The 19,296-nt window shown below is 63.9% G+C and carries 15 protein-coding genes; 9 read left to right on the forward strand and 6 right to left on the reverse strand.

Features of this window, described 5'->3' with window-relative positions:
• The first annotated feature begins 107 nt into the window (after positions 1 to 107).
• From QZ307_RS03890 to QZ307_RS03915, 6 genes are all read left to right on the forward strand, one after another.
• Positions 108 to 1,013, forward strand: a complete 906-nt coding sequence (locus QZ307_RS03890; protein ID WP_295996145.1) for an ATP-binding cassette domain-containing protein — start codon at positions 108 to 110, stop codon at positions 1,011 to 1,013.
• Complete coding sequence (locus tag QZ307_RS03895) at positions 1,006 to 2,097, forward strand: hypothetical protein (protein ID WP_295996147.1); 1,092 nt, start codon at positions 1,006 to 1,008, stop codon at positions 2,095 to 2,097. The genes QZ307_RS03890 and QZ307_RS03895 overlap by 8 nt, the downstream gene beginning before the upstream one ends.
• 79 nt (positions 2,098 to 2,176) lie before the next feature.
• The gene (locus tag QZ307_RS03900; RefSeq protein ID WP_295996150.1) at positions 2,177 to 3,058 is read left to right on the forward strand and encodes a HAMP domain-containing sensor histidine kinase; all 882 of its coding nucleotides are present in this window, start codon (positions 2,177 to 2,179) and stop codon (positions 3,056 to 3,058) included.
• A gap of 129 nt (positions 3,059 to 3,187) precedes the next feature.
• Positions 3,188 to 4,732: an RNA-binding domain-containing protein gene (locus tag QZ307_RS03905; RefSeq protein WP_295996154.1), complete on the forward strand. Its 1,545-nt coding sequence runs from the start codon at positions 3,188 to 3,190 to the stop codon at positions 4,730 to 4,732.
• A gap of 164 nt (positions 4,733 to 4,896) precedes the next feature.
• Positions 4,897 to 6,081, forward strand: a complete 1,185-nt coding sequence (locus QZ307_RS03910; protein ID WP_295996157.1) for a 4Fe-4S binding protein — start codon at positions 4,897 to 4,899, stop codon at positions 6,079 to 6,081.
• 11 nt (positions 6,082 to 6,092) lie between these two features.
• Positions 6,093 to 7,106 carry a hypothetical protein gene (locus QZ307_RS03915; RefSeq protein ID WP_295996160.1) on the forward strand — a complete coding sequence of 338 codons (1,014 nt, stop codon included), beginning with the start codon at positions 6,093 to 6,095 and terminating at the stop codon, positions 7,104 to 7,106.
• Here QZ307_RS03915 and QZ307_RS03920 read toward each other — a convergent pair.
• Positions 7,103 to 8,575, reverse strand: coding sequence for a helix-turn-helix transcriptional regulator (locus QZ307_RS03920; protein WP_295996163.1), 1,473 nt, complete (start codon positions 8,573 to 8,575; stop codon positions 7,103 to 7,105). The two genes, QZ307_RS03915 and QZ307_RS03920, sit on opposite strands and share 4 nt — an antisense overlap.
• A gap of 398 nt (positions 8,576 to 8,973) precedes the next feature.
• On the opposite strand from QZ307_RS03920, the gene QZ307_RS03925 reads away from it, so the two are divergent.
• Genes QZ307_RS03925 through QZ307_RS03935 form a run of 3 tightly spaced genes read left to right on the forward strand, consistent with a single transcriptional unit; the run spans position 8,974 to position 13,685 of the window.
• A complete protein-coding gene (locus tag QZ307_RS03925) occupies positions 8,974 to 12,135 on the forward strand; it encodes a molybdopterin-dependent oxidoreductase (RefSeq protein WP_295996166.1) in 3,162 nt (1,053 codons plus the stop codon).
• A gap of 3 nt (positions 12,136 to 12,138) precedes the next feature.
• A complete protein-coding gene (locus QZ307_RS03930) occupies positions 12,139 to 12,816 on the forward strand; it encodes a 4Fe-4S dicluster domain-containing protein (protein WP_295996169.1) in 678 nt (225 codons plus the stop codon).
• Positions 12,816 to 13,685 carry a DmsC/YnfH family molybdoenzyme membrane anchor subunit gene (locus QZ307_RS03935; protein ID WP_295996171.1) on the forward strand — a complete coding sequence of 290 codons (870 nt, stop codon included), beginning with the start codon at positions 12,816 to 12,818 and terminating at the stop codon, positions 13,683 to 13,685. The genes QZ307_RS03930 and QZ307_RS03935 overlap by 1 nt, the downstream gene beginning before the upstream one ends.
• Positions 13,686 to 13,903: 218 nt before the next feature.
• Here QZ307_RS03935 and QZ307_RS03940 read toward each other — a convergent pair whose 3' ends face one another.
• Genes QZ307_RS03940 through QZ307_RS03960 form a run of 5 tightly spaced genes read right to left on the reverse strand, consistent with a single transcriptional unit; the run spans position 13,904 to position 19,067 of the window.
• Positions 13,904 to 15,811 (reverse strand): hypothetical protein, encoded by a 1,908-nt coding sequence (locus QZ307_RS03940; protein WP_295996172.1) that lies wholly within the window; start codon positions 15,809 to 15,811, stop codon positions 13,904 to 13,906.
• 3 nt (positions 15,812 to 15,814) lie between these two features.
• Positions 15,815 to 16,522: a molecular chaperone gene (locus QZ307_RS03945; RefSeq protein WP_295996176.1), complete on the reverse strand. Its 708-nt coding sequence runs from the start codon at positions 16,520 to 16,522 to the stop codon at positions 15,815 to 15,817.
• 8 nt (positions 16,523 to 16,530) lie between these two features.
• Entirely contained in the window at positions 16,531 to 17,349 is an 819-nt protein-coding gene (locus QZ307_RS03950; RefSeq protein ID WP_295996178.1) for a hypothetical protein, read from the reverse strand.
• A gap of 31 nt (positions 17,350 to 17,380) precedes the next feature.
• The gene (locus QZ307_RS03955) at positions 17,381 to 18,427 is read right to left on the reverse strand and encodes a 4Fe-4S binding protein (RefSeq protein WP_295996180.1); all 1,047 of its coding nucleotides are present in this window, start codon (positions 18,425 to 18,427) and stop codon (positions 17,381 to 17,383) included.
• Between the two features lie 10 nt (positions 18,428 to 18,437).
• Positions 18,438 to 19,067 (reverse strand): 4Fe-4S dicluster domain-containing protein, encoded by a 630-nt coding sequence (locus QZ307_RS03960; protein ID WP_295996183.1) that lies wholly within the window; start codon positions 19,065 to 19,067, stop codon positions 18,438 to 18,440.
• Positions 19,068 to 19,296 lie beyond the last annotated feature (229 nt).

Raw genomic sequence — 19,296 nt, forward strand, 5'->3', positions numbered from 1 at the left:
CTATCTTCAAACTTTCTTAAGGCTTGCGTACGAGTTTCTTTATTTTCGCCGCGCACACTGAGGACCGTAGGAAATGCGGTATACCTAGGCAAGCGAAAGGAGACGAGATGGCGGTCATTGAGGCTCGCGGCCTGGCGAAGGCCTACGGCGGGCGACGGGTGGTAAGCGATTTCGCTATGACGGTGTCGCCGGGCGACATCTACGGCTTTGTGGGGAAGAACGGCGCGGGCAAGTCCACGGTCATGAAGATGATCTGCGGCGAGGTGACGCCCACGGCTGGCGAGGTGGTGCTGTTCGGCGGCGCTTCCGAGGGTGGTGCGCGGCGCATTGGCGTGCTCATCGAGCAGCCGGGGCTTTTGCCGGGGCTCACGGCTTATGAGAACGTGATGGCGAAGGCCCTGGCATTTGGCCTGGTCGATGCCAAGGAGCGTTGCGCAGAAGTACTGCGTTTGGTGGGGCTGGACGGCACGGGCCGCAAAAAGGCGAAGGGCTTCTCCCTGGGCATGAAGCAGCGGCTGGGGCTGGCCTCGGCGCTGCTGGGCAATCCGGACGTCCTGCTGCTCGACGAGCCGTTCAACGGGCTCGATCCGGAAGGCACCCGCGCCCTGCGCAACCTGATCGTACGACTGAACGAGACCTTGGGCGTGACCGTGGTGGTGAGCTCGCACGTGCTCGATCAGCTCGATCGCTTCGCCACGCGCTACGGTGTCATCGCCGACGGGCGCATGGTGCGTCAGATGACGGCCGAAGAGGTGGCAGCCGAGTGCGCCACCAGCTTGCGCGTGCGCACAGCCGATGCCGCCCGCGACCTGGCCCTGCTGGAGGAGGCCTTTCCTGCGGCGCGCTTTACGGCATACCCCGATGGCTCGCTCGTGGTCGGTGGCGTTTACGATGCGGAAAGTATCGCGCGCACCTTGCGCGACAACGGTGCCGTGGTTCTGGAGTTCTCCCAGGAAACGCGCGATATCGAGGACTACTTCGTGGCGCTGATGGAAGGAGGCCGCCATGTTTAACCTCCTGAAAAGCGACCTGTACCGTCTGGTGCACGGTAAAATGCTCTGGGTCATGACGGCCTGCGTGCTGGGCATCGCGGCGTTGACGGTCTTCGCCGTTGCCATGGTGTCGAGCCCTGAGTTTCTGTACGCCTCTTCCCAGAGTTTCGAGATGGCTATCGACTATGTTGAGGACGAGGGCTTGGGCGATTCTTCTGGGGGCGAAGGCTCGGCGGCGTATCCCGTAGAGAACGTTGTCGGTGCTGCCGGGGAGGGGAGCGCGGAAGGGCCTGCCTCGGTGAATGCTGGTGAGGTGGAGACAGGCTTCAATGACGATGATACCGGCGTCGCGGTTGCCCAGACCTTGGAAGCGACGGGCAAGTCGGCGGCGGATCTGACCGTGGCGGATTTCGAGGACGCCTCTCGCGATATGCGCACGTTTGCCTCTCCGACGGACATGCTGGGCGATGCCATGCTTTCCGGTGGCTTCGCATCGCTGCTCACCTGCTTGCTGGTGGCGCTGCTGTTCGCCAGTGATTTTGCGACGGGCTTTGCCCGCAATCTGGTGATGGATCGTCGCGGCCGGCTGTGCTATTACGGCGAGAAGCTGCTGTTGACAGGCATGGCGGCGCTGTACTTCGTGCTGCTGGCGGCCGCCGCCTGCGCGGCGTTCTTCGCGGTGGCCGGCTTCACCTATGCGGCGTCCAACAGCGTGGGCGAGGTGGCGGGCTATCTGGGCCTGGGGTGGCTGATCGCCTGGGCCTATGGCTGCCTGACGGCCGTTGTCGTGTGGATGACGCGCAGCGGCGGCGCGGGCATCGCGTTTGCCATTGTGGTGGGTACGGGCATGCTGGGAGCCATGCTTGGCCAGGTGCTTCTCATTCTGGCGGGAGGCATTGTCCCTTGGGCCGGCGCGGTGGAGCCGTGGCTCTTGGCCAGCTGCCAGGGCGCGCTGGGTCTGGGCATGCCCGATCTTATGGAGGGCGCGTTGGTCGGCCCTGGATCGAGCATCCTTCCTGCGGTGCGCGTAGTGGTGGTGTCGGTGTTCTGGATCGCCGCAAGTGCCGTGATCGCTTTCGCATGGCTTCGCAAGCGGGATGTGTAAAAGTCGATCCGCCAGGTACGATTCAATTGCTTGTCAGAGGGCGGGGCCTGGCCCTTGCCACTCGAGAAAGGAAGGCTTCATGGCGTTGGCAACCTGCCTAGGTGGCCTGGCGGTGTGCGCATTCGTCGTGCTCTGGCTTTATGGACGCGAGCTGTGCCGCATGGCGCGGTGGCTGCGCTATCACGATGCGGCCTCTAACGAGCGACTGACGACGGAGATGCCCGGGCCGGGCTTTACGGCCATGGCCCGGGCGGTGAACGACGCTCTCGATGCCGCTGCTGCTCGGCAGCGGCAAGCAGCTGCCGAGCAGCGCCAGTTCCAAAGCGATTTGGCAAGCCTGTCCCATGACATTCGCACGCCGCTTATGGGGGCGAAGGGCTATGTGTCCCTGGCCGCCGATGAGCCCGATGCCGCCCGTCGTGCTCACTACCTGCAAGCAGCTGAGGCGCGTCTAGGGGACATGGAAGGTTTGCTGAACTCGCTGTTTGCCTATGTGCAGGCGGTGGATGCCGAGCGGGAGTTGGATCTGCGGCCGGTAGCTGTGCTGCCAGTATTGGCCGACGTGCTGATGGGCCAGTACCCTGCGTTCGAAGCCCGTGGCTGGGAGCCCGAGGTGCGCTTCGAGAACGAGGCGTTCACCGTGGAGGCAGACCCTGATGCCCTGGCACGCATCTGCGAGAACCTCGTCGGCAACGCGTTGCGCCACGGGACGGAGGCGCCCGTCATCACCCAGTGCGGTCGCACGATAATGTTCGCCAATGCTGTGGTCGATGGAGCCGCCATCGATCCGGCGCGCCTCTTCGAGCGTTTCTATCGCGCCGACTCCACGCGCACGGGGGCGGGCGCGGGCCTCGGCTTGGCCGTGGTGGCCTCCTTGGCCGAGGCCCTGGGAGCCACCTGCGCCGCCGAGGTGCAAAACGGCCGCTTTGCCATCGCCCTCACGTTCCCCGATGTTCTCTAACGATCGATCCCATCAATCCCATTTACAATCCCATTTACAATCCCATCAATCCCATTTACAATCCCATCAATCCCAATTTGGGACAGTAAATGGGATTGATGGGATTGATAGCAGTGTAAGGGGGCAGCTATGGGATTGCCGACGAGCATTGACGCGCTTCTTGATGGCGGCATTGTTGAGAATGCGCGCATCGAGTTCAAGGCTTCTTGGGACCCCCAGACTTCCCTGAAAACCATCTGCGCTTTCGCCAACGACATCGACAATTGGGGCGGCGGCTATCTAGTGATAGGCGTGACCGACAACGGGGAGGGCGGTCGCGCGGCTGTGGGCGTTCCGCCCGAGAAGATCGACGGTTACCTGAAGGACATGCTCAATAAGTGCAAGCTCATCCAACCGAGCTATATGCCTCTCGTGGACGTCGTTGATTATCAGGGCACGAAGCTCATCGTCTTATGGGCGCCGGGCGGAAGCACGCGGCCCTACTCGTCCCCCAAGACCATGGGGAGGCCAAGCGAGCGCATCTATTGGATCCGCAAAATGGCGAGCACTATCGCGCCAACGGAGGACGACAAGCGCGACTTGTACAGCCTGGCCAATCAGGTACCTTTCGATGATCGCATCAATCATGGAGCCGAAGTAAGCGACTTGAACCTAACGCTTATAAAGGAGTACCTTCGCGAGGTAGGAAGCTCGCTCTATGCGGAGGCCGACACCCTCGACTTCACCGAGCTGTGTCGCGCCATGGGTATAGTGGAAGGGCCTGCGGAGTTCACGAAGCCAAAAAACGTGGGCTTGCTTTTCTTCTCGATGAATCCCGAGAAGTTCTTTCCCTACGCGCGCATCGACATTGTCGACTTGCCCGACGGCGAGGGCGGCGATCGGCTCGAGGAGCATATTTTCAGGGGGCCCATTCACCAGCAAATGCGGGAGGCGATGCTCTATTTACAGAATCGTGTGATCGAGGAGCATGTGATCAAGCGTCCCGATGCGGCCGAGGCCGATCGATATTTCAACTACCCCTATGCCGCCTTGGAGGAGGCGCTGGCGAACGCCGTGTACCACAAGGGCTACGATGTGCGTGAACCTATCGAAGTGCGTATACTGCCCGATCGCATTGAGTTCCTGAGTTTCCCGGGAGCTGATCGCTCCATTAGCATCGAAGGCCTGAAGCAGTTTCGTGCCGTGAGCCGCCGCTATCGCAACCGGCGGGTGGGCGATTTTCTCAAAGAGCTGCACCTCACCGAGGGGCGCAACACCGGCATGCGGAAGATGCTGAACGCCCTGCGCCGCAACGGTTCTCCCGATCCGGTTTTCGAAACCGACGAGGGTCGACTGTACTTCCTTGTGACGATTTACGCTCACCGGAGCGCTGAGGCCGAGGGCGGAGAGGATTCGCTTGGCTCGCCGACTCGGCCAGTCGAAGAGACGGGGCCCGGTGCCGAGCGTGCCACTGCGAAAAAGCCCCAGAGCCAGATCGTCTTCGGTGGCGTGGCGCAGCGCCAGGATGAGCTGCTGGACTTTTTCGCGCAGCATCCTGCGGCCACCGTGGCTCAAGCTGCCAAGGCCCTTGGGGTAGGAAAGTCTACTATCAACCGGGATATCGAGTCGCTCAAAGTTGAAGGCCGCCTGCGCCGGCACGGCTCGGCCAAGGCCGGTACTTGGGTGGTGCTTTAGAGCCGTTTCGGGTACAGCAGCGAATCCCGGTCGGGGTAGGCGCAGGGGACCGGGAGCTCCTCGGCTGCTTGTTGGCTTGAGCAGAAGGCGTCCGCGTTGCCTTAGGGGTGCGTTTTCGCTATACTCGCAGGTGGGGTTGGGGCTGTGTCTGGAAGAGAGGCGACATGGCTCCTTTAGCGAACGCGTTTGAGTTGTTCGAGAAAATTCAGAGCGCCGATATCTCGGTGCATCCGCAGCGCTGTGTGGTGGTGCGCAACCGTCGGGCCACCTGCTCGAAGTGCGCCGATGCCTGCACGTCCGGTGCCATTTCCGTGCGAGACAACGAGCTTTTCGTAGCGGGGGAGCAGTGCATCGGTTGCGGCACCTGTGCCACCGTGTGCCCCACTTGCGCCCTTGAAGCCCACCGACCCAACGACGTCCAGCTCGCGACAGCGGTTCTGGCGGCAGCCCGGGCCAACGGCGGCGAGGCGGTTATCGCGTGCCGTCGGCTGGTCGAGGCAGCCGCCGATGCGTTGGATGCGGAGAAGGTCGTGGCGGTGGAATGCCTGGGGCGTGTGGAGGAGTCGCTGCTCACGGCTCTGGCAGCTGCCGGGGCGCGCCGCGTGGTGCTCGTAGGCCGCGAGTGCGAGGCCTGCGAGCATGTTGCCGGCTTCCGCGCGGCTGGCGCCGTCTGCTCAACTATGGCTGAGCTTATGAGCGCGTGGCAGTGCCCGACGACCGTTGAGTTGGCCGAGAAGCTGCCTTCCTCGGTGCGCGCTGCCGGCCCCAAAGGCTACGACGAGTCGCGGCGCAACTTCTTCTTCCGCGCTCAGGAAGGCGCGCGCCTGGTGGCCGGAGTGGCTGCGGAGGCGGCCGTGCGCGAGGCAGTGGGCGCCCCCGAGGAGGCGGAGCCGCCGCTCGTGAAAGTCATGGACGACGGAACCCTGCCCCATTTCGTGCCCGATCGGCGCGAGCGCATCCTGGACAACCTGTCGGCCCTCGGTGAGCCGGAAGACCGTCTCTTGATGACGCGCCTGTGGGGCCATGTGGTCATCGATGCGGAAACCTGCAACTCCTGCCGCATGTGCGCCACATTCTGCCCGACGGCGGCCATCACGAAGTTCGACGATGACGACGGCACTATCGGCATCGACCATTACCCCGGCGACTGCGTGCTGTGTCGGTGCTGCGAGGACATCTGCCCCACCGGCGCGCTCACGCTGTACGACGAGGTGTTCGCTGGCGACCTGCTTTCCGGAACCGTGGAACGCAACGAGATGAAGCCGCCCAAATACGACCTGACGAGCCCTAAGAAATCCCTGTTCATGTTCAGAGACATTCTCGACTGTCCCGATATCTACGAGCGCTAGGAGAACCGGCCATGACTCACGCTGCTGCTTTCCGAGAAGCTCCCAATCCGCGTATCGCCGCCTTCGCCCAGGCCGTAGCGACGGGAGACGCCGCCGCTTACGACGGGGCCGTGGCCCGAGGGGAGATAGATGCCGCCGATTCGTCGGTGACGGTGCTCAAATGGCGCACGAGCGCGGCCGAGCAGGACGCCGTCGCGCCGTTGGTGCGGGCCCTGCTCGCCGAAGATGCGAGCTTGGCGCCCCATGACGTCTACGTGGCCGCCTGGAGCGGGCCCCAGGCCCAGCGGGTGGTCGACGACCTGCGGCGCCATCGCTTGGAAAGCTCCCTGGGTCTTTTCGGAAACCCCTTGGCTGCCGATGCGCGGATGCCCGAGCAAACGCGAACTCGCGAGGCCTATGCCCGTCTGGCCCTGGCGGCTGAGGGCGATAGGCGGGCCGCGCGATTGCTGCGGTGGGGCCCCGAAGAGGCGGCGGCTTTCCAGGGGCGCACGCGGGCTCTGCGCGGGCTTTCCCTGCTGGCAGCCTGCAACCCCGAAGGCGACGAGATCTTCTCTCGCCTATGCGGCGCGATCGAAGGCGACGAGGCCCCTGCCGACCTTCTCGCTCGGGTGCTCGACCGCGCTGGCCGGCAGGCGCCCGACTCGGTGACGGGCGCTGTGAACGTAGGGCCCTTGGCGGCTTTGGCGCAGCGGCCCTGCCGCGTGGCCCTCGTGCTTTCCGCCGTGGAGGGGCTTCAGCCCGCATCCACCGAAAAGGCGGCGACCGAAGATGCCGAGGCGCCCTTCAGGACCGAGCGCCGGCGTGTGGCTCGGGCCTTTGCTGCCGTGAGGGACAAGCTTGTGATCTCCACCTTCTCGCTGATGCCTGAAGCGCAGGCGCGCTCATGCGGCGCAACCATCGTGCGAACGCGACGCGATAGGGGAGAGACGGTGGCCCTTATGCGTCCGAGCCGGTTTCTCGCCGATGCGGGCAACGCCGCGCCAGGCACGGAGTCGGGCGAGCAGTACCTGACGGCGCGCTTTTAGGCGGCCCCGTCTCGCTTCGATTCCACCAAATCGAGCAGCTCCTGCTTGGAGTGGACGCCGGTCTTGCGGTAGATGTGCTGCAAGTGCGTGGTGACGGTGCCGCGGGAAATGAATAGCTCCTCCTGAATGTAGGTGCTCGAGCGGCCACGGGCGAACAAGAGCAGAATCTCGGTCTCGCGCGGCGTGAGCCCTGCCTCGCTGGCGAGGGTCATGCAGCGGTCGCGGAACGACCCCGGCCGAATGCCGTCGGCATCGCCGTCCCCCGTCGACTCGCCGGCAGGGGTGGCCTCGCTCTCGCTCTCCTCACTGGCCTCTACGGTGAACTGCATCTTCTTCAGGTCGACCAAATCGTCGTCCTTCAGCACGAAGACGAGCATGGCGAAGATGGCAAGCGTGGTGAGCGCCGTGATGAGGCTCAGGGTCAGCGACGAAAGCTCTACCGCCGAGATCATGGCCGATCCGATGATATGCCCCATGGTGTTGCCCACCGTGAGCAGCCCCCAGCCGAAGCCGAACACGAAGGTGGCGGGCAGGCGCAGGGAGTAGGCGATGTTGGCCAGCAGAATCCAGACGAACACGTTGAAGGTGTTGTAACCGACAAGCACGAGCAGGCTGTCCCAGGCGGCCGACTCCACGAACACCGGGGTAAGCACGATAGAGGCGGCGATGATGAAGGTGATGAGCTTGTACAGGTCGCGGAAGGTGCCCTCGCGGCGCAGAAGCAGAAAGCCGATGAGTAAGACGGCCATGACGATGGAGCTGACGAGCATGCCCGGGTGGTAGAACTGGTGGGGGCTTACCGATGCCACGGTCATGAACGTTTGGCGCATAATGCCGTCGGCCAGGCTGATGACGCAGGTACACAGGCCGATGCGCAGCAAGAATCCCACGGCGCCTTCAAGCGACGTGCTCGCCTTCACCACGTGCGCTGTGGCCCAGGTGTGCTGCTGGAGGGTCATGATAAGGCCCGAGGCCAGGGGCAGAAGCGACACGATGGCCACGGCCGCCACAGAGGGAATGTTCGAGATGACAGCGTAGAGAATGCCGGCGAACAGCGCCGCCGTGGGAATTTCGATGCCCACTTCGGAAGGGGGGCGGTTTCGGTATATCTCGCCATAGCCTAAATCGAGCAGGCCGCTGCCCGCGCCTGTGCCCACGCCGCCCACCAGGGCCAAAAGCCATACGGGGGCGTCAATGGCGGTTAAGACAAATGCGCCGAGCGTGCAGGCCGATGTGAGGATGGTGGCGAACCAGCGCACGCGCCGGTCGTAAAGGGCCTGCTCCATGCGCCGGTAGGCCACCGCGGCGAGAAGCAGGGTGGTGCAGAGGGCCAGAGACGACCATTGGTAGACGGCAGGCGGCAACGGGCTGGGAGAAAGCCCCACCGAGTTGGCGCCCATGCCGACGAACATCACATAGACCCAGGCGCGCTGGAAGGCGAAGCCCCAAACGCGCATATTGAGGAACATGGACAGGGAAACTGAGTCTCCTCCTTGATACTCTGAAATACGAGCGAGAATGCCCCTCATCAACTCCCCCTGTTGCCTTGGTCTAACCCTTTTGATTCTATCACTCACCGTGGCTGACTGGTGGAAGTCGTTCTTTCTAAAACAAGGCTATGAACAGGTAATTCTTAAAAGTCATATGAAACGCATGATGGGATTTGAGGCCAATTCTGGCTAAACGCATGATGCCTTTCCCCCTTCTTGTTGATAGGTTGTAAATGCTGGGTTTCATAGCTCGGCTTACGAGGGGAAGCGCCTTTTGAAGGTCGCGGTGGGCCGCACAGCTCGGGGTGAGTGCTGATGGCCGCACGGCGGGGCTGCATCCCCATACCCGACAGAGAGAAGTAGAGGAGGAGAGACGCATGGGTAAATTGTCCATGACGCGTCGCACGTTCGCGAAGCTGTCGGCTACCTGTGCCGCCGCCACTGCCGCCATCGGCACTTTCGGCGCCGGCACCGCGCTTGCCGCCAACGAGACGAGCGAGGCCGAGGCTTCCGAGATCAAGCGCATTCGCTCCTGCTGCCGCGGCTGCGGCAAGATGGAGTGCGGCGTTTGGGTGACGGTGCAGAACGGTCGCGTCATCAAAACCGAGGGCGATCAGTCGTCTTCCCAGTCCCTGGGCAACCACTGCTCCAAGGGTCAGGCATCCCTGCAGGCGTGCTATCACCCGGCGCGCATCTACCATCCCATGAAGCGCACGAACCCCAAGGGCGAGGATCCCGGCTGGGTGCGCATCTCGTGGGATGAGGCTATGACTACCATAGCCGAGAAGTTCAATGAGGTTATCGACCAGTACGGCGGTCAGGCCTGCTTCGGCATGTGCGGCACTTCGCGTCAGTGGGTGTACGGTCCCTACGCCTTCTTCAAGTGGCTGTTCGATAGTCCCAACAGCCGCGTGGCCTCGTCGATTTGCAAGGGCCCGCGCCGCTTGATGGGCTCCATCACCTCCATCGACGGCGCCCCGTGGTTTGCCCTGCGCGACGGGCCGCGCGTCTACGTGCAGTGGGGAACGGCGCCCGAGAACTCGAACTACGACGACAGCTGCCGCAACATCGTGGATAAGATGACCGAGGCTGACGTGCACATTTGCGTCGACCCGCGCCTGTCCGGCTCGGGCAAAGAGGCCGATTACTGGCTGAACTTGGAGCCGGGCACCGACTGTGCGCTGGCCCTGTGCTGGCAGCATCTCGTCATCAAGAACGATTTGGTCGACTGGGAATTCGTAAAGCGTTGGACCAACGCCCCCATTCTCGTCGTGGACGACATGGAGCCCACCGGCGGCCGCTACCATACGATTTTCACCAATGTCCAGGTAGCGCCCGACCTGACGGGCGAGAAGTTGCAGACGCGCCTGTTGAAGGAGAGCGATCTGAAGGAAGGCGGTTCCTGCCGTCGCTTCATGGCGTGGAACAAGAACGCCAACAATGGCGAGGGCGGCCTGGTGTTCTGGGACACCGATACCACCCAGTGGGAGGGCTGCAACCATGTGGCGCCCACCCGCGATCAGATGGAAGTGGTCTACGAGGGTACGTCCCAGGAGGGCTATCTGCCGCCCATCTCCTATAACGAGCTGGTAGAAGCCGGCATCGATTTCGACATGACGGGCAGCCACGAGGTTACGCTTGCTGACGGCACTGTGCATACGGTGCGCCCGGTGTGGGCCTACCTTGCCGACTCGGTGAAGGACTGCACGCCGGAGTGGTGCGCTGAAATCACCAAGCTCGATCCTGCGATGGTGGAAGAGGCCTGCCTCATTTGGGCCACGCGTCCCGAAGGTCAGAGCTACGGTAACGGCGGCATTCACCTGAACCTGTCTCCCGACCAAGAGGGCAGCTGCACTCAGACGGTTCGCGCGGTGCTAAACCTTTCCTATACCACGGGCAACTTCGACGGCCCCGCGGGCAACCGCGGACTGACTCGCACGCCGGTGGACGAGCAGGCCACAGGCGCGCCGGGCACCAATATGCCCCAGGCGGTGAAGCACGTGCTGTCGGGCCTGGGCGCTCTGCCGCCCATGTACGAGGGCACGGTGCCGCAGTACGACATTACCGAACTGCCCGATCAGTACGAGGTGCATGCCAACATGGTGGGTGCCGACAAGTACCCGCTTTTGGCTTACTACAACGAGTGGTGCGATGTGGTCAGCATGTACGAGGCCATCCTCACGGGCGACCCGTACCCCATTCGCGTGGGCATCAACGAAGCTGGCTCCTTCATGAACGAGGGCAACGCCCTCATGGCGTGGGAGGCGCTGAAGTCGCTCGATTTCTGGGTCGATATGAACATGTTCCACCATCCCTCCACGGAGATGGCCGATATCATCCTGCCGGTGGCCCACTGGCTCGAGATTAACAACATCCGCGTGTCCCAGGGCGCAACGGGCGGCATCGGCATGACCTGCCGCGCCGTGGAGCCGCCGGCGGACGCCAAGTTCGACTACGACGTGAACCGCCTGCTGTTCGAGGCCTTCGAGAAGCAGGGCAACCCCAACGGCACCTGGACCAACATCGCGGGAGACGCGCCTGGCGCCTACGACTCCGACGACCGCATGGAGGACTGGTTCCGTGCCCACAACGAGGTCGATGGCTTCAGCACCCACTACCCGGGCTGCAAGTGGCAGCACATGCAGGACTTCGTGGACGACTTCCAGGATCACGGTTGGTTCAACGCCAAGGTGCTCGAGCCCGAGCGCTGGGGTACCTACCGCCGCTTCGAGACCGGCTGGATGCGCATGGGCAAGGACGCCTGCACGGCGGCTCCTTGGTCGATGGACGAGAACGGACAGCCCGTCGCCAACTTCGGCTGCCCCACGCCGTCGGGCCTGGTGGAGATTTGGCCTATGCTGTTCGAGACCTACTGCCTGGATAAGGCCAACGAGTTCGAGCCGGGCAAGTTCGATGTGATGAAAGAGATCATGCCGAACTACGAGCCGGCGCGCACGGCTCCCGGTGGCGAATGGGATTCCGAGGCCTCGGCCGAGGAGTACCCGATCATCCTGACGACGGGCCGCCGCATTCCCGTGTACTTCCATTCCGAGCATCGCCAGCTTCCCTGGTGCCGCGAGCTGTGGCCCGTGCCTCGCCTGGAGCTGAACCCGGCCGATGCCGAGAAGCTCGGCCTCAAGCAGGGTGATTGGGCGTGGATCGAGGTGGAGCCCCATTCCGATCTGGGCAAGCAGTACTGCAGCAGAATCCGCGAGTGCGTCGATATCTACGAGGGTATCGCGCCGGGTTGGGCCAATGCCGAGCACGGCTGGTGGTTCCCCGAGCTTCCCGCTCCTACCCACGGCTTCGATCTGGTAAACGCCGAGTGCCTGTGGGATCCCCTGGGTGCCGACAAGTTCATCGCCTCTACCCACATGCGCGGCGTGCGCTGCAAGATCTACAAGGCAACGCCCGAGAACTCGCCTTACGGCAACCCCATTCCCTGCGCGACCGAGGACGGCACGGAGATCATTCACGACTGCACCGACCCGCGTCTGAAGGAATGGCTGCCCGACTACGACATTCGAAAGGAGGCGTAAGTCATGACTCAGTACGCTATCGTCACGGACCTGAACCGCTGCGTGGGCTGCATGGCCTGCATGGTGAGCTGTAAGGTCATCAACAACGTGCCCATCGGCAATTACTGGAACAAGATTCTGCGTATCGGGCCCTACAAGCGTGCCGACTACCAGAAGACCAACGATGTCGACATGTACTACCTGTGCGTCCAGTGCCAGCACTGCGAGAACCCGAAGTGCGTGGATGTGTGCCCCACGGGCGCGTCTTCGAAAATGGAAGACGGCACCGTGCAGATTGACAAGTCGAAGTGCATCGGCTGCCAGTTCTGCGCCATGGCCTGCCCCTACGGCGTGCGCTATCTGAATGAGGAGGAGCGCGTCGTTGAGAAGTGCACCCTCTGCGAGCAACTGACGGCTCAGGGTGGCCTGCCCCAGTGCGTGAGCCAATGCGGCGGTCGTGCCCGCTTCTTCGGCGACTTGGATGCCGGTATCGAGACCTTCGAGGCCCCGCGCAACGCCTACCAGGCCGACCGCGAGAACGCGGACTTCTCCTACGATCAGCTGTTCACGGGCAACCGTATCACCGTGGGCGAGCTGGCCGAGCCCTACGACGAGTCCGAGGTGCACCACCTGCCCAACGCCAACAACAACCCGAACTTCGTGTACATCCTCCGCGGACGTGAATGGAAAGGAGCTGAATAATGGAACTGCAATGGCCCCTCATTCTGTTCACGACCTTCGTCGCCTGGTGTGCCGGCACCTTTGCCACCCAGGCCTACCTGGCCCTGCGTGGCAAAGGTGAGAAAATCCAGTTCACCTGCTGGATAGTGTCAGCGGTGCTGCTGGTTATCGGCGGTATTGCGGTATTCCTCCACCTGGAGCACTGGGAGCGCATCTTCAACGGCTTCGGTCATCTGACGAGCGGCATTACCCAGGAGTTCATCGCCATTGTGGTGCTGGCCGTCATCGCCCTTATCTACCTGGTGATGATCAAGCGCAACGATGGCAAGGTGCCTGCGTGGTGCGCCATCTGCGCCATCGTGGCTTCCGTTGCCCTGGTGTTCGTGGCCGGTCACTCCTACCTGATGGAGGCGCGCCCGGCGTGGGACAACATGTTGTGGGTGGTGTCGCTTCTCGGCGCTGGCTGCATCATGGGCCCGGCCACCGTCGCCGCCGTCAGCGGCTTTATGGGCGAGGATGCCTCCGAGCTTTCGCCGGTGGTGCTGATCGGCTCGATCGTGAATGCCGTGGCTTCGGTGGCGGCGGCCATCAGCATCAACATGGCCTCGGTCAGCGAGGTGGGCTACTACTACGACTTGACCCATCCCACAAAGGACATCACCGCTTCGGTGGACAGCCTCAACGTGTTTGCCGGTGAGAGCGCCCTCATGATGATCGTGGGCGTGCTTATCATCGGCTGCGTTGCCCCCATCGTCTGCGCCGTACTCGGCAAGAAGATGGGCAACTGGAAGGTGTGGGGCACGGTGGCCGCTGTGTGCGGCGCCATCGGCGCCATCTGCCTGCGCGGCGTCTTCTACACCGCCGGCCTGTCGGTATTCGCCATCTTCTAGGTTCGGTTGGCCGTCGCAGGGCCCAAGGGGCGCCGCGATGGCCGGCTGGCGCGGGGAGCGCCCCTCCGCTCCCCGCGCCCATCCTTGCGCGCGCTGCAGGAGCGCCTGAAATCCTGCAAAAAAAGAGAAGGCTCCTCCGAGGATCGATTCGCTCCCCAACCCCCATGCAAATGACGAATCGATCCCCGGAAGAGCCTTCTTTTCGTTGTGCGGCCCCGCTACCTCAGAAGCACGCTGCGGCTTACGCGGGCCATGCGGGTGCCCTTGTCCGCATAGAAGCGCTCTATGTGGAGCCCTTGGGCCTCGGCATCGACGGCTCGGAGCGTCTCGAAGGAGAGCAGCAGCGCACCACGGGCGCCCAGAGAAAGCGGAGCCTTGAGAAGCCCTGCGGCCCGTGCCGTAAGCGCGGCGGCCCTCTCCGGGCTCGTGCGCGTGCGGTCAAACACGGCTCGCGGCGGCGTGAACCCGTTCACCAGTCCGGTGACGACCACGTGCGTCGCCTCGAGGCCGAACGCCCGCTCGGTGCGCACGACGGCCACAGCGTCCTCGTCGGGAAGACAGGGGCAGGTCATGGCGCGCTGGAGGCGGTCAGCCAGCTTCACTGCGTCGTCGGTCTCTTCCAGGCCGCCCAGAAGGCCGGCTATGGCCGAGGGAAGCGGCGCGCCGGAGCGGCCCGCCACGCAGTCGGCGGCGGCTTGGACCAGGGCGCTTCCCGTAAGCCCCCGAAGCGCCTTCAGGCCGCGCTCCAGCTCGGCCATGCGAGCGCTTACGCCCTCGGCGTCGCTTTGGAAGGTCAGGCTCTGTCCCGGGGTTGCGCCCAGCTCGCCCAGCAGGGCTGCCAGGTCGCGCCGGGGGCTGCACAGGGGCAGCAGCTCCGAGAACAGGGCGCGATGGGTAAGGTAGTCGCCGAACCCGCACCAGGCGCGCAGGGCCGCTCCGTCGCGCGGGTCCGCCGCCAGGGTGACGAGCGTGACGAATTGGGCCGCCTCAGATAGGTCGGCGTAGCGCACGTCGCCCGCCACCGGCCCGGCCTGGCCGCCGTTGCGCACGGGAATACCCGCGGCCTTCAGGGCGCGCACCATATTGCGCTCCCAGGTTTTGTTGGGCACGACAACGGCAAGGTCGCGCGGGCGCGCTCCGGTGCCCAGGACCTCCTTGATCCAGGCGAGGGCGCGCCGGCCCTCGTCGGCGGGCGTGGGGCAGCTTTCGATGCTCAGCCCCGCTTCGGAGGCTGCCGGCAGTCCGCCGGGCTTCGGAAGGCCGTCTTCGAAGGTCGCCTGGCTCCGGATCAGGCGGTTCAGGTGGTCTATGGCGCTCTGCACGCCGGGGGGAAGGGCGCTTTCGGTTAGTTTCGTCACGGTGGCGTAAGGGCAGGCCTCGGCCAGCTCGTCGGCGCCTGCGGCGTAGGGGTAGCGCTCGAAGATGGCGATGCAGGTGTCGGGGTTGCACGTCACCGTGAGGGATTTACGAGCTGCCAAGGCTGTCAGGTGCTGCGAGGCCCGGCTGAGGTTCTGGTAGTCGTCGACCAGAACGTGCGAAATTTGTCGGGCGGCGAGGGCCGCCTCGTCGTTGCTCAGATAATGGTAGCCCGCATTTGCCACCTCGGTTGCCAGATAGGCGCCATAGGCGGCAAGCACGTCCTTAGCGAGTTGGTGCAGCTCGCGCTCCTCTTCGAAGATAAGCCAATGCTCATCAAGGTCGGCCAGGTCGGACCAGCTGCGGCCGAAGAATTTCAGCAGCGAGCCGATGCGCCCGGGACGTACCCCGCTCACCTTCATGTCCTCTAAAAGAAAACTCTCCTCGAAGGGGGCAAGCAGGCGCGGGCGCCGCCCGGTGAATGTCTGGGCGTGCGGGTCGGACAGGACATCCAGGGCCCAGGCGCGAGGGGTGGTGACGGTTGCCGTTGCCAGGCGCGGGTCGGCCTCGATGAGCCGGCGGTGCAGCACCGCGGCCCCGTCGGGGTTCGCAGCGAAGACGAGCAGGTCGTCGGGGCTCGCGCCGTCGCGCAGAAGGGAAGCGGCACGGGCTACAAGAGCGGCCGTCTTCCCTGTTTTCTCAGTACCCTCGAAGATCGTCGTGCTCGGCGGCGCCGGCGGGACGCCGGGCAGGGGTGCGGGCTCGGCCATGGCCTAGTCCACGGCTTCCGGCGCCTCGGTGAGCACGTCGGCCAGCAGCTCGCCGTCGCTCTCGAGGAATCCATCGGTCATGCAGGCGAGGCCCCGGTAGAAGTCGGTTTTCGCAAAGTGGCGCATATCCACGGTTAGCAGGGGTGCCCAGGCGCCCACGTGGTCGCCAAGGAAGTTTCTCTGAGTCTCCAGCAGGTTGAAAGCCGCTTCTTCGTCGCCTTGTCGCAGGGCATCGGCCGTGCGCCGGCAGAGCGTGCCCATGAACTCGAGCTCGAGGGCGATATGATCCTCGCCCTCACGCCAGGAAGGATCCTTGTCGATGCCGAAAGCGCGGTAGATGGCTAGCACTTCGTCGCGAGCCTGCTGCATGAGAAGGCGCTTCTCCGAGGTGTACACGCTCTCAAAGGGGAAGGCGGCGCCGTCCAGCTCGTTGGTGTTACCAATGAACGCGCGCACGTAGTCTACGGCGAGCTCCGTAAGGGTGTTGTCCCACTGTTGGCTCAGGTACGAGGCAATGAGGCGATGACCCCGATCACTTTGGACGTTTCCCGTGGCTGCGGGAAAGCGCATGGCAGAAAGGACTTCGAGCAGCTCCTCGTCCACCTCCTTGCGGTACAGGCGCGAGAGCAGCTCGTAAGTGGCAGCGCGCTGCTCGCACAAGTTCGCAAGGTCATCGAAGAAGTTCTGCTCCTCGGGGGCGATAGTAGTCATGGGTTCTCCTATTCTCCGCTGTTCATCTCCGCCAGAACGGTGCGTCCCAAATCGGTGATGCGCCATCGCTTGCCCTCCCATTTCACGGCATCGCACTCGTTGAGCTTGCCGATGAAGCGCTGGGGGTACATGCGCGGCTTTTCGAGCACCGGGTCGTCGCCGATGAGGGCCGCCACCTCTTTCTCACTGGTGCCGTCCTCTGCGGCGGCCGCCTCAAGCACGGCGCGGAAAAGATGGCGGTACTGCGGCTCCGATTCTAGCTGCCAGGCCAGGTGGTCGGCAGGGCGGTTGCCGGCCAGGGCCGCTTGGCCGTCGGCGGTGGTATGCCAGTAAATCTCCGGAGGGACAACGGGCGTGAGGTACTCGACGCCGTCCTCGACGACAACGCTCGGTTCCAGGTTAAGGCTCTCGTAGCTGCTGCCGTCTTCGCACAGGCGCTCGAGGGCGCCGGCGCGGTGAAGGTGATGAAGAATCAGGTCGGGTGTGAAGACGCTTTTGGCGTGGCGCTGGAACTCGGCGATGAAGGCGGTGATGTCCTCGTTGGCCTGGGGCGCGGTGCAGCGATCCATAAGAGCGAAGAGCAGTTTGCGTGAGGGCTGCATGTTGTCGAGGAGGGTGGCGATGCGCACCGCGGCGGGCTGAGCGGCCAGTGACTCGGATGCTTGGGCGAGGGCCTCGGCGGAGGGAAACTCCTTGGGCTCCGCGCGGATGACGCCGCTTTCGATGGGCGCGTCGAGGTCGTCTTCGCTCGGCCCGAAGTCGGCCAGAGGGTCGAACGTGCCGTAGTCTTCCTCAAGGGAAAGGTCGAAGAAGTCGTCGGTCGTCATGGGGCGCGTCCTTTCGTCGTGGGGTTGCGGTTTAATCGTCAAGGCCGATAGAGGCCGCCAGGGGAAGGTCCTCGTCGAGAATTGGCGCATCGGCCTCTTTCTGCTTGCGAGTTTTTCTGCTTTGGGAGGGAGGCTCGGTGTCATCGGCCCGCGCTGGCAAAAACGGCATGGTAATGGCGCGGCCCGGGCAGGCGTCTACGCAGGCCCGGCATTTGGTGCACTCTGACCAATCTGCCCCGCGCTCGGGGTGGCGCGGGTCGATGCCCTGTTCGCACACGCGTGCACAGACGCCGCAGGTGACGCCTCTCGAGGTTTCCAGGCAGGCCTGGTCGTTAATGGCCGGGCGGAAGGTGCGGTTCGCCTTGCCGATGAGGCTCATGAGGGCTGAGAGCGGGCAGAAGGTGCTGCACCATTTCCGGAAGAAGACCACCTCGGCTGCCAGCAGCGCCGGCACTGCCACAATCGACCAGGTGACATCGCCGCCGGTAAATAGCAGCATGACGAGCAGCACCGTGGCGAAGGTGAGGCCGATGGGGCAGATCAGGCAGAAGACGGGGAAGCCGAAGATGGCCGCGGTGAGCAGGGAGCCGCCGAGCACGACATGGCGCGAGTCGATGGCGCCCCGCTTCTCAGCGCAGGAGTCGCAGCCTTTCACTTTGCCGCATCCGGTGTGGATGACCTTAAGCTCTTCGACCGAGAGGGGCTTGACGGTGCGCTCTGCTTCCGAGGAGGCTTTCCCGTCGGTTTCCGTCGACAAGGCCGCCTCCGTAGCCGCGTCCGTCTTCTTGTGGAAGATGTCGCGCAGCTTCGAGACGACGGGCACGGGGCACACCCAGCCGCAGAAGGCGCGCCCGAGAAGGAGAATGGCCGCAACGGCCAGCCCGAGCGATACAAGGGCGCGGGGCACGAGCATCTTCGAGGCCAGCATGGTGCCCAGAGCCCCCAGGGGGCAGAGGATGGAGATGGAGCCCCAGCCGAAGGCGGAAAGCGTGCCCACGCCGGAATGGAAGGCAAAGCCGACGCCGATGACGAGCAAGACGGCCAGGGGAACAAGGATTCTCAGGGTCTTGGTGTTCATAGCGTCCTCCCTAGGCTTCCGTGTCCGGCACGACGATGATGGCGCGGCTGGTGGCGCCCGAGGAGATGGAGCCGTTCTGCAGCGATACGCAGACGCTCTCGCAGGCCCCGCAGCCGTTGCATTTGTCGGCGATCACATGCGGACGGCTGTCGGCATCTAGCTCGATGGCCTCGTAGGGGCAGGCGTCGTAGCAGTAACGGCAACCGGTGAGGCGGTAGGCCAGGCACCAGTCCTCGATGACGATGGCCTTGCCGAGGATAGTGGTCTCCGGTTCGGCTCCCTGCGGGAGGGCAAGGGCCTCGGTGGGACAGCGCTCAACGCAGAGGGGGCGGCCGTCGTTGGCCTGCTCGCACCAATCGCACCAGTGGTTGTCGAAGTACATGACGGGCGTGCGCATGGCTACGAGGCCGTCCTCGATGTGGGCTGGCCTGATGACGGAGTGCGGGCATACTTCGAAGCATTTCTCGCAGCGGATGCAGGCCGAGATAAGGCGTTGCTCGTCCTGGCCGCCGGGGGGCCGCACCAGGGCGTCGGCATTGGCAACTTTGACGCCGCCGAGGGCAGCCAGCACAGCTACGCCCCCCACGCCCAAGCAGAGGTTGCGACGGGTGATAACAGGTCTCTTATTAGTGGATTCCATAATCCGCCCTTCGGACATCGCAAGCGACGGCACGCGAGTGCCGGCAGGTTCCCCAACCTGCTCGTATCGTTATGCAAATGATGTCCGCTCGAAACTTCGGGCGGTTTCCCCGTTGATCATAATAAGATGGCCGTTGACCCCTGTCAAGGACAAGCCGTCCTCCCCAATGTGGCAGACGGCGTGACTTTGATGGGGGCAGCATCCCCTCGATCTCCTACCAGCCCGTTCC

Origin of the sequence: uncultured Adlercreutzia sp., from assembly GCA_910585575.1 — a bacterium.
GTDB lineage: Bacteria > Actinomycetota > Coriobacteriia > Coriobacteriales > Eggerthellaceae > Adlercreutzia.

What these genes read in the sequence shown, in the direction of transcription:
- QZ307_RS03890 (WP_295996145.1), top strand. Translation starts at nt 108, where the DNA reads ATGGCGGTCATTGAGGCTCGCGGCCTGGCGAAGGCCTACGGCGGGCGA.
- QZ307_RS03895 (WP_295996147.1), top strand. Translation starts at nt 1,006, where the DNA reads ATGTTTAACCTCCTGAAAAGCGACCTGTACCGTCTGGTGCACGGTAAA.
- QZ307_RS03900 (WP_295996150.1), top strand. Translation starts at nt 2,177, where the DNA reads ATGGCGTTGGCAACCTGCCTAGGTGGCCTGGCGGTGTGCGCATTCGTC.
- QZ307_RS03905 (WP_295996154.1), top strand. Translation starts at nt 3,188, where the DNA reads ATGGGATTGCCGACGAGCATTGACGCGCTTCTTGATGGCGGCATTGTT.
- QZ307_RS03910 (WP_295996157.1), top strand. Translation starts at nt 4,897, where the DNA reads ATGGCTCCTTTAGCGAACGCGTTTGAGTTGTTCGAGAAAATTCAGAGC.
- QZ307_RS03915 (WP_295996160.1), top strand. Translation starts at nt 6,093, where the DNA reads ATGACTCACGCTGCTGCTTTCCGAGAAGCTCCCAATCCGCGTATCGCC.
- QZ307_RS03920 (WP_295996163.1), bottom strand. Translation starts at nt 8,575, where the DNA reads ATGTTCCTCAATATGCGCGTTTGGGGCTTCGCCTTCCAGCGCGCCTGG.
- QZ307_RS03925 (WP_295996166.1), top strand. Translation starts at nt 8,974, where the DNA reads ATGGGTAAATTGTCCATGACGCGTCGCACGTTCGCGAAGCTGTCGGCT.
- QZ307_RS03930 (WP_295996169.1), top strand. Translation starts at nt 12,139, where the DNA reads ATGACTCAGTACGCTATCGTCACGGACCTGAACCGCTGCGTGGGCTGC.
- QZ307_RS03935 (WP_295996171.1), top strand. Translation starts at nt 12,816, where the DNA reads ATGGAACTGCAATGGCCCCTCATTCTGTTCACGACCTTCGTCGCCTGG.
- QZ307_RS03940 (WP_295996172.1), bottom strand. Translation starts at nt 15,811, where the DNA reads ATGGCCGAGCCCGCACCCCTGCCCGGCGTCCCGCCGGCGCCGCCGAGC.
- QZ307_RS03945 (WP_295996176.1), bottom strand. Translation starts at nt 16,522, where the DNA reads ATGACTACTATCGCCCCCGAGGAGCAGAACTTCTTCGATGACCTTGCG.
- QZ307_RS03950 (WP_295996178.1), bottom strand. Translation starts at nt 17,349, where the DNA reads ATGACGACCGACGACTTCTTCGACCTTTCCCTTGAGGAAGACTACGGC.
- QZ307_RS03955 (WP_295996180.1), bottom strand. Translation starts at nt 18,427, where the DNA reads ATGAACACCAAGACCCTGAGAATCCTTGTTCCCCTGGCCGTCTTGCTC.
- QZ307_RS03960 (WP_295996183.1), bottom strand. Translation starts at nt 19,067, where the DNA reads ATGGAATCCACTAATAAGAGACCTGTTATCACCCGTCGCAACCTCTGC.